The sequence below is a fragment of the Halodurantibacterium daqingense genome, from assembly GCF_042666235.1.
GTDB classification, from domain to species: Bacteria; Pseudomonadota; Alphaproteobacteria; order Rhodobacterales; family Rhodobacteraceae; genus Halodurantibacterium; species Halodurantibacterium daqingensis.
Window position 1 is genome coordinate 17,201 of record NZ_JBHTFQ010000013.1, and the last position, 13,548, is coordinate 30,748.

Annotated in this window: 11 protein-coding genes; 9 read left to right on the plus strand and 2 right to left on the minus strand. The window is 63.4% G+C overall.

Annotated features, from left to right (window positions below):
* Nucleotides 1–34: 34 nt before the first annotated feature.
* The 6 genes from ACFQXB_RS17900 (at nt 35) to ACFQXB_RS17925 (ending at nt 8,132) form a co-directional block, all read left to right on the plus strand.
* Nucleotides 35–625: a restriction endonuclease subunit S gene (locus ACFQXB_RS17900; protein ID WP_377406572.1), complete on the plus strand. Its 591-nt coding sequence runs from the start codon at nt 35–37 to the stop codon at nt 623–625.
* Nucleotides 625–2,142: a type I restriction-modification system subunit M gene (locus ACFQXB_RS17905; protein WP_377406574.1), complete on the plus strand. Its 1,518-nt coding sequence runs from the start codon at nt 625–627 to the stop codon at nt 2,140–2,142. Before ACFQXB_RS17900 ends, ACFQXB_RS17905 begins: the two co-directional genes overlap by 1 nt.
* Nucleotides 2,135–3,337, plus strand: coding sequence for a restriction endonuclease subunit S (locus tag ACFQXB_RS17910; protein ID WP_095641394.1), 1,203 nt, complete (start codon nt 2,135–2,137; stop codon nt 3,335–3,337). The genes ACFQXB_RS17905 and ACFQXB_RS17910 overlap by 8 nt, the downstream gene beginning before the upstream one ends.
* Entirely contained in the window at nt 3,330–4,061 is a 732-nt protein-coding gene (locus tag ACFQXB_RS17915) for a DUF3800 domain-containing protein (protein WP_095641393.1), read from the plus strand. The genes ACFQXB_RS17910 and ACFQXB_RS17915 overlap by 8 nt, the downstream gene beginning before the upstream one ends.
* 142 nt (nt 4,062–4,203) lie before the next feature.
* A complete protein-coding gene (locus ACFQXB_RS17920; protein WP_377406577.1) occupies nt 4,204–7,419 on the plus strand; it encodes a type I restriction endonuclease subunit R in 3,216 nt (1,071 codons plus the stop codon).
* Nucleotides 7,416–8,132 (plus strand): M48 family metallopeptidase, encoded by a 717-nt coding sequence (locus ACFQXB_RS17925; RefSeq protein WP_377406579.1) that lies wholly within the window; start codon nt 7,416–7,418, stop codon nt 8,130–8,132. The genes ACFQXB_RS17920 and ACFQXB_RS17925 overlap by 4 nt, the downstream gene beginning before the upstream one ends.
* A 349-nt stretch (nt 8,133–8,481) precedes the next feature.
* On the opposite strand, the gene ACFQXB_RS17930 is transcribed toward ACFQXB_RS17925, so the two are convergent.
* Entirely contained in the window at nt 8,482–9,759 is a 1,278-nt protein-coding gene (locus tag ACFQXB_RS17930; protein ID WP_377406581.1) for a hypothetical protein, read from the minus strand.
* Between the two features lie 232 nt (nt 9,760–9,991).
* Nucleotides 9,992–10,450, minus strand: coding sequence for a c-type cytochrome (locus ACFQXB_RS17935; RefSeq protein ID WP_377406583.1), 459 nt, complete (start codon nt 10,448–10,450; stop codon nt 9,992–9,994).
* Between the two features lie 94 nt (nt 10,451–10,544).
* On the opposite strand from ACFQXB_RS17935, the gene ACFQXB_RS17940 reads away from it, so the two are divergent.
* The 3 genes from ACFQXB_RS17940 (at nt 10,545) to ACFQXB_RS17950 (ending at nt 13,538) form a co-directional block, all read left to right on the plus strand.
* Nucleotides 10,545–10,925: a hypothetical protein gene (locus ACFQXB_RS17940; RefSeq protein ID WP_241232892.1), complete on the plus strand. Its 381-nt coding sequence runs from the start codon at nt 10,545–10,547 to the stop codon at nt 10,923–10,925.
* 75 nt (nt 10,926–11,000) lie between these two features.
* Entirely contained in the window at nt 11,001–12,509 is a 1,509-nt protein-coding gene (locus tag ACFQXB_RS17945; RefSeq protein WP_377406586.1) for a multicopper oxidase family protein, read from the plus strand.
* Between the two features lie 57 nt (nt 12,510–12,566).
* On the plus strand, nt 12,567–13,538 hold the full coding sequence (locus tag ACFQXB_RS17950; protein ID WP_024899900.1) for a cation diffusion facilitator family transporter: 972 nt from the start codon (nt 12,567–12,569) through the stop codon (nt 13,536–13,538).
* Nucleotides 13,539–13,548 lie beyond the last annotated feature (10 nt).

A 13,548-nucleotide genomic window follows, 5' to 3' on the forward strand; every position in this document is an offset into this window, starting at 1 on the left:
GATCTCTGTAAATCGTCTTACAGAGGATTCTTTCATGCGGCTCGCGGATCTCTCTGACATTCACTCCGGCTACACGGCGCGCGGCAGGCTCGATCCGCTGTCGGAGGGTGGCTTGCCGGCGCTTCAGCTGCGTGACGTCGGAACGAACGGCGAAGCGCCAGGGCCAGACTTCCAGAGGTACGACTTGGGCAAGCTGTCCGACCGATACTTCGTCCGCGGCGGCGAGGTCGTCTTTCGCTCGCGTGGCGAACCGAACGCTGCAGCGGCCATTCGCGATCCGCTGCCGGAGCCCGTCGTGGTCATTGTCCCGTTGGTGATCGTTCGCCCCGACAGGGACCGCGTTCTCCCCGAATACGTGGCATGGGCCATTAACCAGCCCGACGCGCAGCGCAGGCTCGGCGCGGAAGCGCAGGGCACGAGCCTCAGGATGATCCCGATGGCGGTCCTCGAGAACCTCGAGATCGCCGTGCCTGACCTGCCCACGCAGAAACGTATCGTCGAACTCGATGCCCTCGCCCGGCAGGAGGGGCAGCTGCTCCGTGAACTCGCCGCTCGCCGCGAAGAACTCGTAAGCGCCATTCTCGGCGAGGCCGCAAAGGCCGCCGACCAGAAGGAAATTGCCTGATGACCGATCTGATTACCCAACAGCAGATCAACCAGACCGCCTGGGCGGCCTGCGACACCTTCCGGGGCGCCGTCGATGCCGGCCAGTACAAGGACTACATCCTCGTGATGTTGTTCCTGAAGTACATTTCGGATCTCTGGAACGACCACCTCGAAACCTACCGCAAGCAGTACGGCGACGATGAGGCCCGCATTCGCCGGCGCCTCGAACGCGAGCGGTTTATCCTGCCGGACGGCGCCAGCTTCTACGACCTCTACGCCCAGCGGAACGAGGCGAACATCGGCGAGCTGATCAATATCGCGCTGGAGAAGATCGAGGACGCGAACCGGGCCAAGCTCGAGGGCGTGTTCCGCAACATCGACTTCAACTCCGAGGCCAACCTCGGCCGCCCGAAGGATCGCAACCGCCGTCTCAAGAACCTCCTCGAGGACTTCGCCAAGCCTGCGCTCGACCTGCGCCCGTCGCGGGTGACAGAGGACATCATTGGCGAGTGCTACATCTACCTGATCTCGCGCTTCGCCTCGGACGCCGGAAAGAAGGCGGGCGAGTTCTACACGCCCACCGCCGTCTCGCGCCTGCTCGCCAAACTGGCGGCGCCCCAGCCCGGCAACACGATCTGCGACCCCGCCTGCGGGTCCGGCTCGCTGCTGATCCAGGCATCGCAAGAGGTTGGCTCCGAGAATTTCGCGCTCTACGGGCAGGAGGTGAACGGGGCGACCTGGGCGCTGGCCCGCATGAACATGTTCCTGCACGCCAAGGACGCCGCCCGCATCGAGTGGTGCGACACGCTCAACAGCCCGGCGCTGGTCGAGGGCGACCACCTGATGCGCTTCGACGTGGTGCTCGCCAATCCGCCGTTCTCGCTCGACAAGTGGGGCGCGGAGGACGCCGACAGCGACCAGTACAAGCGCTTCTGGCGCGGCGTGCCGCCTAAATCGAAGGGCGACTACGCCTTCATCACCCACATGATCGAGATCGCCAAGCGGCAGTCGGGTCGCGTGGCGGTGATCGTGCCCCACGGCGTCCTGTTCCGGGGCGGGGCCGAGGGGCGCATCCGCCAGCAGTTGATCGAGGAGAACCTGCTCGACGCCGTGGTCGGCCTGCCTGCCAACCTGTTCACCACCACGGGGATCCCGGTCGCCATCCTGATCTTCGACCGCTCGCGCGAGGAAGGCGGCGCGAACGCGGACCGGCGCGACGTGCTGTTCATCGACGCCAGCAACGAGTTCACGCCGGGCAAGACCCAGAACGTGATGGACGAGGCGCATGTCGCCAAGGTGCTGGAGACCTACGCCACCCGCGCCGAGGTCGCGCGGTATTCGCACCGGGCGAGCCCCGAGGAGATCGCCGAGAACGGCTACAACCTCAACATCCCCCGCTACGTCGACACCTTCGAGCCGGAGGAAGAGATCGACGTGGCCGCCGTGCAGAAGGACATCCTGCGGATCGAGGCCGAGCTGGCCGATGTCCGGGCGAAGATAGCCGGGTATCTGAAGGAGCTCGGCGTTGATGCGTGAGCCTTACGCCAAGCTACCACTCTCAAAGGTTGCGAGGATCGAGCGGGGCAGGTTTTCCGCGCGCCCCCGAAACGACCCGAAGTATTACGGCGGCGAAATCCCTTTCTTGCAAACCGGCGATATCGCGAGAGCGGGTCGCATCATTCAGGGTTGGACACAGACGCTGAATGAACTCGGCCTTGGCGTGAGTAAGATGTTCCCGCGCGGCACGATCTTCATGTCGATTGCCGCGAACATTGGTGATGTGGCCATTTCAGGCTTCGATGCCGCCTGCCCAGACAGCGTGGTGGCTGTGAAGCCGCGCAACGGCGCTGATTCCGAGTGGCTTTTCCAGTCGCTGAAGTTTTCGAAGAACGACTTGGCGGCGCTCTCCACCCAAAACGCACAAGCGAACCTAAGCCTTGAAAAGATTGAGCCTTTCAGGATCCCCGTTCCCCCGCTTCCCGAACAGCGCAAGATCGCCGAGATCCTGCGGACCTGGGACGAGGCGCTCGAAAAGCTCACCGCCCTCCGCGCGCTGAACATCCGCCGCCGCGTCTGGTTCCGGACCCATCTGTTCACCGGCAAGATCAGGTTGCCCGGCTTCACGGGCGACTGGCGCGAAGTTCCGCTGAGCGAGGTTCTGGACGAGCACGGATCGAAATCGACCGGGGCGGAGGAGGTCTATTCGGTCTCGGTCCACAAAGGGCTGGTGAACCAGGTCGAGCATCTCGGCCGGTCGTTCTCGGCCGCGAACACCGACCACTACAACCGCGTCCTGCCGGGCGACATCGTCTACACCAAAAGCCCCACGGGCGATTTCCCGCTCGGCATCATCAAGCAGAGCAAGATCGACCGCGAAGTCATCGTCTCGCCGCTCTACGGGGTCTTCACCCCGCAGACCTACGCGCTTGGCGTGATCCTCGACGCGCTCTTCGAGTCGCCGCTGGCCGCCCGCAACTACCTCCATCCCCTCGTCCAGAAGGGCGCCAAGAACACGATCGCGGTCACCAACAGCCAGTTCCTCGAAGGCAAGCTCCGCCTCCCGATGGACCCTGCTGAACAGGCCGCCATCGCCGATATCGTGAACGCCTCTCACGCCGAGTGCGCAAGTATCGAAGCCGAGATCGAAGCCCTGACCCGCCAGAAACGCGGCCTCATGCAGAAGCTGCTGACGGGCGAGTGGCGCGTGAAGCTGGAGGCGCCGGTTGCCTGACTTCTCGGACTTCATCGTCTATGCCGACGAGAGCGGCGATCACGGGATGGTCAGCATCGACCCGCAATATCCCATGTTCGCGCTGACCTTCTGCGTCATGCGCAAGGACGAGTATGTCGGCGCCGTCGTGCCCGCCATGCAGCGGTTCAAGTTCGGCATATGGGGGCACGACTCGGTCGTCCTGCACGAACATGAAATCCGCAAGAGCCTCGGCCCCTTCGGCGTGTTGCGCACCGACCGTGCCTTGCGGACACGCTTCTTCGACGAACTGAACGCGCTGATGGACGCGGCCCCGATGAAGATCTTTGCCTCGGTCATCGACAAGGAGAAGCACCGCGCGAAATACGCGAACCCTTGGAACCCCTACGAGATCGCCCTGCATTTCTGCATGGAGCGGCTGCAGGCCATGATGAACCGCTTCGAGCAGCACGGGAAGACCGTTCACGTCGTGTTCGAGAGCCGGGGCGCGAAGGAAGATGCCGAGCTTGAGCTGGAGTTCCGCCGCATCGCCAGCAACCAGAGCCATTGGGGCTACCGCCGGCACGACTTCAGCCGCTTCGACTTCCAGCCGGTTTTCATCCCGAAGGCCGCGAATGCCTCGGGCTTGCAGCTGGCCGACCTGACGGCCCGGCCCATCGCGCTGTCGCGGCTGCGCCCGGGCCAGCCGAACCGCGCGTTCGAGATCATCGAGCCCAAGCTGGGAGGGCTCAAATGCTTCCCCTAAGCGCTTGTCAGACAGGAAAAAACAAAGGGGCCCCGGAAACTCCAGGACCCCTTTGTCGACCGGGAAATGCCCAATCCTTTGGTCCGTATATAGCCACAGAGCCCCTTGACCGCAAGTTAATCCGGGCCCGGGAGCGCGCCCCATGACCTTCAACGCCGCCGAGAAACACCAGTCCCAGGTGCCAGCACTGCAGCTGCTGGTGGCGCTGGGGTTTAAGCCGCTCTCGCAGGAGGAAGCGCTGCGCCTCCGCGGCGGGCGGCTGCGGAACGTGGTGCTGGACGACGTACTCGCTGAGCAGCTGATGCGCATCAACCGCTTCACGCACCGGGGCCGTGAGTACGCCTTCGACCTCGAGGACGCGCACGAGGCGATGCGACGGCTGAAGCCCACGCCGGATCGGCTGAAGGGTCTGCGCGGCACCAATCAAGACATCTACGACACGCTCGTCCTCGGCACGACCATCACGAAGTCCATCGACGGCGACTCGAAGAGCTACTCGTTCCGCTACATCGATTGGGAGCGGCCGGAGAACAACGTCTTCCATGTCACTGCCGAGTTCTCGGTCGAGAGGACAGCGTCGAGCCAGACCAAGCGTTGCGACATCGTCGCGTTCGTGAACGGCATCCCGATCCTCGTGATCGAGAACAAGCGGCCGACCGAAAGCCTGAAGAAGGCGGACAGCCAGCTGATCGGCTACCAGAACGAGGACAACATCCCGCAGCTCTTCCACTTCGCGCAGCTGCTGATCGGCATGAACCGGAACGAGGCGCGTTATGCGACCGTCGGCACGCCGCGAAAGTTCTGGCAAACTTGGCGGGACGAGGAAGACACCGACGAGGCCATCGCGCCCTTCTCAAACCGCGTGCTCACCGTGGCGGAGAAGGACGCCATCTTCTCCGGCGACTTCGCGGATGCACGTGCCTATTTCGACGCGATGGCCGCCGAGGGCGAACGCGCGGTCACGGCCCAGGACCGGACGGTTTATGCACTCTGCCGCCCCGAGCGGCTGCTCGATCTTATCCGCCGCTTCACCGTGTTCGATGGCGGCGTCCGCAAGGTTGCGCGCCATCAGCAGTTCTTCGGGATCCGCCGCGCCGTCGAGACGGTCAAGCAGCACGATGTCAGCGGCGCCCGAAAGGGCGGCGTGATCTGGCACACGCAGGGTTCAGGGAAGTCACTGACCATGGTGATGCTGGGGCGCTCGCTCGCTCTCGAGCGCAGCATCGAGAACCCGCGGATCATCATCGTCACGGACCGCGACGATCTCGACAAGCAGATCAAGGACACCTTCAAGTCCTGCGACCTCGAGCCGGTCCGCGCGACGAGCGGGGCCCACCTTCTGGAGCTCGTCCAGAACAAGGCTCCGCTGGTCACCACGATCATCAACAAGTTCGACACGGCGCTGAAGAACAGCAAGCTGGCGGACGACGATCCGAATATCTTCGTGCTGGTCGACGAGAGCCACAGGACGCAGACGGGTCGCTACGGCGGCCACAGCCAGTTCGCCGCCAAGATGCGCCGCCTCCTGCCCAAGGCCTGCTACCTCGGCTTCACCGGCACGCCCCTGCTCAAGAAGGAGAAGAACACACTGTCGACCTTCGGGCGGCTAATCCACCGCTACGCCATCGACGAGGCGGTCGCCGACGGCGCCGTCGTGCCGCTGCTCTACGAGGGACGGCTCGTTGAGCAGCAGGTCTCGGGCGCCGTTATCGACCGTTGGTTCGACAAGATCAGCGAGGGGCTGACCGAGAACCAGAAGCGTGATCTGAAGCGGAAATTCTCCCGGATGGACGCCTTGGCCAAGACCGATCAGGCAATTCGAGCCAAGGCTTTCGACATCTCCGAGCACTTCCGCCAGCACTGGCAGGGCACAGGCTTCAAGGCACAGCTCGTTGCCCCGTCGAAAGCGGCGGCCGTCCGCTTCAAGGAGGTCCTCGACGAGATCGGCCACGTCTCGAGCGCGATCGTCATTTCGCCGCCGGATGAGAACGAGGGCAACGAGGAGGTCGACCAGGAATCCAAGGACCTCGTGCGCCGCTTCTGGTCGCAGATGATGGCGCGGTACAAGACCGAGGAGGAGTACAACCGCCAGATCATCGATTCCTTCAAGGGCTCTGGCGATCCAGAGATCCTGATCGTCGTCTCCAAACTCCTCACCGGCTTCGACGCACCCCGGAATACGGTGCTCTACGTCTGCAAGTCCCTGAAGGAACATAACCTTCTCCAGGCGATTGCGCGCGTGAACCGTCTCTACGAGGACGGCGGCACGGAAAAGCAGTTCGGTTTCATCGTCGATTACGAGGGGCTGCTGGGCGAGTTGGACAGCGCCCTGACGACCTATAGCGCCTTCGAAGGTTACGAGGCCGCGGACCTCGCAGGGACGGTGCACGATGTCCGGGAGGAGATCCGCAAGCTGCCCCAGCTGCACGATCAGCTTTGGGACCTCTTCAAGCCGGTTCGGAACAAAAAGGACATGGAGCAGTTCGAGCAGCACCTCGCTGACGAGGCGCAGCGCCATGAGTTCTACGCGCGGCTTAAGGCGTTCAGCCGGTGCCTGCACATCTCGCTCTCGTCCGACAAGCTTTTCGATGTTTTCGACGAGGCAAAGGTCGATGCCCTCAAACGGGACTGGAAGCAGTTCTCCGAACTCAAGCGCTCGGTCCAGCTTCGCTACCAGGAGACGGTCGATGTCCGCGAGTTCGAACCGAAGATCCAGAAGTTGCTCGATGACCATGTCGTGGCGATGCCGGCGGAGACCATCATCGAGGTGGTCAACATCAACGACCCCGACGCGCTGAAGGCTGTCATCGAGGAGACGGGGGTCTCCGAGGCCTCGAGGGCGGATCGCATCGCCAGCGCGACCCGCCGGGCAATCACCGAGAAGATGGATGAGGACCCGACGTTCTACAAACAGTTCTCCGAGCTGCTCGAAGAGACCATTCGCGCCTATCGCGAGAAGCGGCTCTCCGAGCGCGAGTACCTGAACAGCGTCGTGGACCTCGCGAGCAAGGTGGCACGCAAGGATCGGGGCCGGGATGTTCCCGAAAGCATCCGGGGCGATGAGGATGCACAGGCGTTCTTCGGCGTCCTGGAAGGTCAGCTCAAGATCGAGGACGATGAGCCGGTGGCCGGCGACGAAGCAGCATCCATCGCCCTGGAGATCATCGACATCATCAAGTCCCACCTGATCGTCGACATTTGGTCGAACGAAGTGGCCCAGAACAAACTGCGCAATGCCATTGATGACTACTTCTTCGACGTTCTGCGTGACGAGAGGGGCGTCGACCTGCCCGTGGAGGTGCTCGACGATCTCGAACTCAAGATTATGGATCTTGCTCGGGCCCGGTTCGCGGCATGACGCGGGAACTGCACTGCCTGCAGTACGGCGAGCAGGAGATCCGGTACGAGATCGTCCGCCGTCCGAGGAAGACGCTAGAGATCGCCGTCGAGCCGGATGCTTCGGTGGTGATCGCGGCCCCGGAGGACGCGACGCTCGACGCAATAGAAGCCAAGCTGCGGAAGCGCGCGGCATGGGTGACGCGGCAGCAGCGGTACTTCGCCCAGTTCCTTCCAAGAACACCGGAGCGCAGGTTTGTCGCCGGTGAGACCCATCTCTACCTCGGGCGCCAGTATCGGCTGAAGGTCGTCCCGCATGTCCAGGAATGCGTGAAGCCGATCCGCGGCTTCATCGTTGTGCAGACACACCGGCCGACCAGGCCGGAGGTGACGCGCGAACTGGTCGAGGCATGGTACCGGGACCGGGCACACATCAAGTTTCCGGAGCGGATCGAGCTCTGTCTCGGCCACTTCCCGAATCCGGAGGCATTCAGGCCGAAAGGTCTCATCGTACGCCAGACCCGGCAGCGATGGGGGTCCATGTCGCCGGCCGGACGCCTGCTTCTGAACCGCCGCCTCGTGCAGGCGCCGGTCGACGCCATCGACTACGTGATCACCCACGAGCTCTGCCATGTGGCGGAGCCTCATCACGGTGCTGCCTTCTTCGAGCTGCTCGACAAGGTGATGCCCGATTGGGAGCGTCGGAAGCAGAGGTTGGAAAGGGCCATGGCGTGAGAACTTCCGAACCCGGTCGTGGCAGACGCAAACGCGACTCCAATCCAAGCAATTTCAACGGCTTTAATTTCGTCAATATCTACATGGGCTTATGAGAAATTCACCAAATCGGCGCAGTCATGAGGTCCAGAGAATATCGGCCCTGAGAGACCGCTTCCGGGCCTCTTGGCGCGGGGGCCAGTGCTCAGCCCCTCCCGCATAACCCTCGAAAACAACGAGAAATCCCGGCCGCAGCCGGATCGGGAGAACGCCTTCGTGGGGGCAAGTGGCGGAGGGGATGGGTCTGACGTCCAACCTTCTCCACCTTAAGGGATTGATTTCATTATACAAGATCCCAACAGCTCTCGCTTCAGATCACGAACACCGGCGCGAACCCACCCCCTAGCGTCCTGAAATTTGTGGTCTGGCCTTGATAAAGGCGCGCGGCCACCAGAAGCACCTGCCCATCATAGGTATACAGTCGCACGTCCATTTTGCGCCTCTGGGGTGTCTCGTCGATCTTGATCATGCGCTCGCTGGGGCGGACCAGCGTCTGGGCTACGTATCCGCCCTCCGCGATCTCCGCCCAAGCTCCTTTCGTCAGCTTGTCGCCACGATATACCGCCTTGCCACCATGTCCTCCTGTCGGCTTGAAGAACAGGTCCTTGCGGGATTTCCAAAGTGCATCAGCGTTGTCGGGATTGACCAAAACGGTGCGTGGAACGGCAGCAAGCCCGGCCCGAATCCCCGGGTCGACTCCCCATGCCTCAAGTGTCGCGGAATTCGAAAGAAGCGAAAGGTTGCGCTTGTCGGCAAGGAGCGCGTGGTTGTGCGGATTCGGCGTTACGACAACCGCGCCATCACGGTAGGATTCCTGCAATGCCTTGTGCTCGGGCTGATCAAAGGCGAAATCGGTGACCCGATTGTAAACGAGATCGATCGTCTTTCCGTCGACGCTGAGCCGACCATCGTCGTAGCTAAGGTGACCGGCGTCGGCGATGACCGCGTCTACCCCTCGTGCCGCCAAAACTTCCCGCGCGAGCACGAACTCGGGATAAAGGTACTGTTCCGGCGGATTGTCATCGATGATGGCGATGCGTTGTGGCGTGCCCGTTCCCCGCTGCCGAATCCATTCGTTCTGGAACATGCGGAACGCCGCGTCCTCGAACGATGGCAGCGTCGGGGGGATGTCCATTTCGGCACAACACGCGCGCTGCGCCCTTGCAAGAAAGGCATTGAGAAATGCCCCGCCGGCGTTGGTATTGATCTCGATCAGCCGGGGGCCGTCTTCGCCAAGATGAAAGTCGTAGCCCATCAATGCCCCGATCGGACCGTGATCCGCCCGCGCGATTTCCGGCGCCCAGGAAAGGACCGCGGCTTTGTATGCCGCGAGTTGGGCGGTGGTCTCCACAGCCGCTGCGATGGCGCGCATCTCATCCACGGTGGTGGCCGAAAGGAACACCGGCACGTGCGAGAACAGGTGGGTCTTGGGGCCGATGAACGTCTCGAAGAACGCCGGCTCACCTGCCTCCTGCTCCAGCGCCTCGCGCAGCGATGGAAGGTCCAGTGTAACGCAGAAGCAGTTCTTGTTGAGCCGCTCCGTGCGGTCTTGAACCCGCTTCGATGAACTGGAGCCGGGATTGTTCATTGAGGGAAAACCCGACGCTGCGCCATGATCGGGCGCGCTTCAAAGGCCAAGTAATCCATGAATAATCCCACGAACATCGCTCCCAAAGGTGTCGCCATCGGGTTGATCCAAATATGCCGCTTCTGTCCGGCAGCCACAACTGTCACCGGGTGGGCCTCGGAAAACTGAGCAGCCGGTCGCACGGGCAGCTCCGGCCTGCAGCGAAGCTCCATCCCGAAGGTGCCATCAGCGCTCAGCGTGCTTGCGACACATTCTCCTGGTAGGTCCGCTCGCGCTCCGGCCAGGTGCTCTTGATATAGGCGAGCGCAGCCTGGATCTCTGCGTCGCTGAGAAGATCGGCAAACCCCGGCATGTCGCTCTCATAGCCGCCCCCGACGATGGCGGCCGTGCCTTCCCTGACGATGCGGAACAGGATGTCATCGGGATGGTGCCACGTGTGGCCGCCGGCATCGTGCGGTGGCGCCGGGAGACGCCCGGACGGAAGGGGTGTCTTCCAGTCCGGCTGCCCCTCCAGGTCCGCACCGTGGCAGGAGGCGCATTGGTCCGCATAGACCTGCCGCCCCTGCTCGACTTCTGCAGATGCCGCGGCGGTGGAGGTTGTCCGGGCCTGATGCCATCCAGCGAGGATCGCCAGGATCAGGCCGCCGAGGAGCAATCCGAGCCACAAGATGTTACGGAGTTCTTTACTCATGAGTTGCATGATTGGTGGCGAGGAATTTCTATTGGCTATATGCCGAGGATGAAGTTCTGCCAGAGGCGCGACGCTTGGGGCAATGGACATTCCCGTGACCAGCGCCTATCTTTCCGGGATGTTCTCGCGCCTCGTCACCATGCTGGCCGTGCTCGTGATCGCCTTCATGACGACGGCGACGTCTGCGCATGCGGCGCGCCTGAGCGCAGGGCCGGATCACGCGGCGCATGTCAGCGAGATGACGCAGGTTGCGACCGGCAGCGACCGTTCCTGTGACGGCGAACAGCACTGCGGATCGATGGATGCTGGAAGCTGTGAGTTGCTTTGTTCAGGTCTTTCGGTCTTTCTGACATTTCCGAGGGAAGACTCGCCCAGCGTTTACGCGCCTGCCAGCCATGCCCTGCCAACTGCTGAAACCGTCGCCAGTCGGGCACCTGGACTGAACGAACGACCTCCCAAGCTCCGTCTCCTCTGATCGCGTCCGGGCCACGAGGCCCGCGGCGTCCTGTCGGTTTTGATGAACGGGACAGGCTGTCCCGAGGAGACGACCATGAATACCCTTTCACGACGCGGCTTCCTTGCCGCTGGCGCCGCCATGCTGGTCTATGCGCACCTACCGCGCATCGCGGCGGCGCAGGGCGCCGCCCCGCTGTCGCTGCGTGCCGCCACCCGGACGCTCGACATCGACGGTCGCGCCGCCACCGTCTGGGGTCTTGCCGGGCCGGCCGGACAGGGGCTGACACTCGATCCCGGCGCGCGGTTCCGGGTGGATCTGCGCAACGATCTCGATACTGACACGCTGATCCACTGGCACGGCCAGATCCCGCCCAACGCACAGGATGGCGTGCCCGACATGCCTTTGCCGATGCTCGCCCCCGGCGAGACTCGCGCCTATGACTTCGCGCCGCTGCCCGGCACCTACTGGATGCACGCGCATGTGCCGCTGCACGAGATGCGCCTTCTGGCCGCGCCGCTGATCGTGCGCAGCGCCGAGGATGTCGCCGCCGACCGGCAGGAGGTGGTGCTGTTCCTGCATGATTTCTCGTTCAAGGCACCCGAGGAGGTGATGGCCGAGATCCTTGGCGGCCACGGGACCGCCGGCGGTCATGGAGGCGGCCACGGCGCGGTCATGGGCGGCATGGCGGCCATGGACCACGGCGCGATGGGGAACATGCCGATGGGTGGCATGGATCACGGCGCCATGGGTGGCATGACGGGAATGGGCGCCATGGACGGCATGGCGATGGACCTCAACGACTACGACTGGGACGCCTATCTTGCCAACGACCGCACGCTTTCGGATCCCGAGGTGGTGCAGGTCGAGCGCGGCGGGCGCATCCGCCTGCGGGTGATCAACGCCGCCGCGGCAACGGTGTTCTGGATCGAGACTGGCGAAGCGCAGGCCCGGCTCGTCGCGGTCGATGGCCATGCCGTTCAGCCCGTCCCCGGCACGCGGTTCGGCTTGGCCATGGGCCAACGGCTCGACCTCGAGATCGACCTGCCGCAGGAGGGCGGCGCCTGGCCGATCCTCGCGCTGCGGGAAGGCGCGCGAGAGCGGACCGGGCTGATCCTTGCCACGCAGGGCGCCGAAATACGGCGCATCGACACCATGGCGGAGGCCGAAGCGCCTGCCTTCGACAGCGACCTTGCGCAGGAGACGCGTCTGATCGCCGCGGGCGCTTTGCCGGATCGGCCGGTGGACCGCAGCCACATGGTGATGCTGGGCGGCTCGATGCAGCCCTATGTGTGGACGATCAACGGCGCCGTCTGGGGCCAGCATCGCCCGGTGACCGCGCAGAGCGGTGAGCGGATCGTGCTGTCATTCCACAACATGTCGATGATGGGCCACCCGATGCATCTGCACGGACATGTGTTCCAGGTCGTCGGGTTGAACGGACGCGCGGTCCGGGGCGCGCTGCGCGACACGGTGTACGTGCCGCCGATGTCGATGGTCGATATCGCGCTCGACGCCGGCGAGGCCGCGCGCTGGATGCTGCATTGCCACCACATGCCGCATCTTGAGACCGGCATGATGACCGAATTCGCGGTCAGCGCATAGGCCAGGCAGAGGACGTCGGATGCCGGCGTTCTCCCTCAGCAAGAAGGAGGCGGACTCATGTCGATGTCTCACGGCGGCCATGCCGGTCACATGCCCGCGGGCGGCGATCGCAAGGCGCTTGTCATCTCGGGCTGGCTCACCGGCCTTTACTTTGTAGTCGAGCTGGGAATCGGCATCTGGACGGGCTCCGTCGCTGTCATCTCCGATGCCTTCCACACCTTCTCTGCCGTGGGCGGCGTGCTCATCGCACTGGTCGCGCTTCGCTTGACTGAACGGAAATCCAGCCCGGCACGTACCTTCGGTTATGTCCGGGCCGAGATCCTCGGCGCCCTTTTCAACGGCCTGTTTCTCGTCGCGATGGCTCTTTTCGTGCTGTGGATGGGCGCGATGCGTCTCATGGAGCCGATCGAACTGGCCACGACACCGATGCTGTTTGCCGCTGCCGGCGGGATCGCCACCGAGCTTGTCGCGCTCTGGCTGCTGTACGAACGCCAGAAGGGCAACCTGAACATGCGCGGCGCCTACTGGCACATCCTCCAGACCTTCGTCGGAAGCTTCCTCATCATCATCTCGGCGCTGGTGATCCGATTTACGGGCTTCCTCGCCATTGATCCCCTGCTTGGCATGGCCTTCGGGCTCGTCCTGCTCTGGGCTTCCTGGGGCATTCTGCGTGAGGCATTGCACATCCTGCTTCAGGGCACGCCGGAAGACCTGGATCTGGAGGCCGCAATCACGGCCATCCGGCAATTGGAGGGGGTGACGGATGTGCATCACGTCCATGCCTGGAGCCTGACATCCGGGCGCAATGTCTTCTCGAGCCACATCTGCGTTCGGAACTGGAAAGACGGCGAGCGGGTGCTGCGGCAGGCGAACCATCTCCTGCGCGAGCGATTCAACATCTACTTCTCGACGTTGCAGGTGGAGGAATACTGCCTCGATGGCGAGGAGACTGCAGCCGACATTGACATCATGCGGTCACATGCCGCGCCAGAACAGACCAACGTTCGAAATTTCCATGGGAATCACTAAACGGCGATAC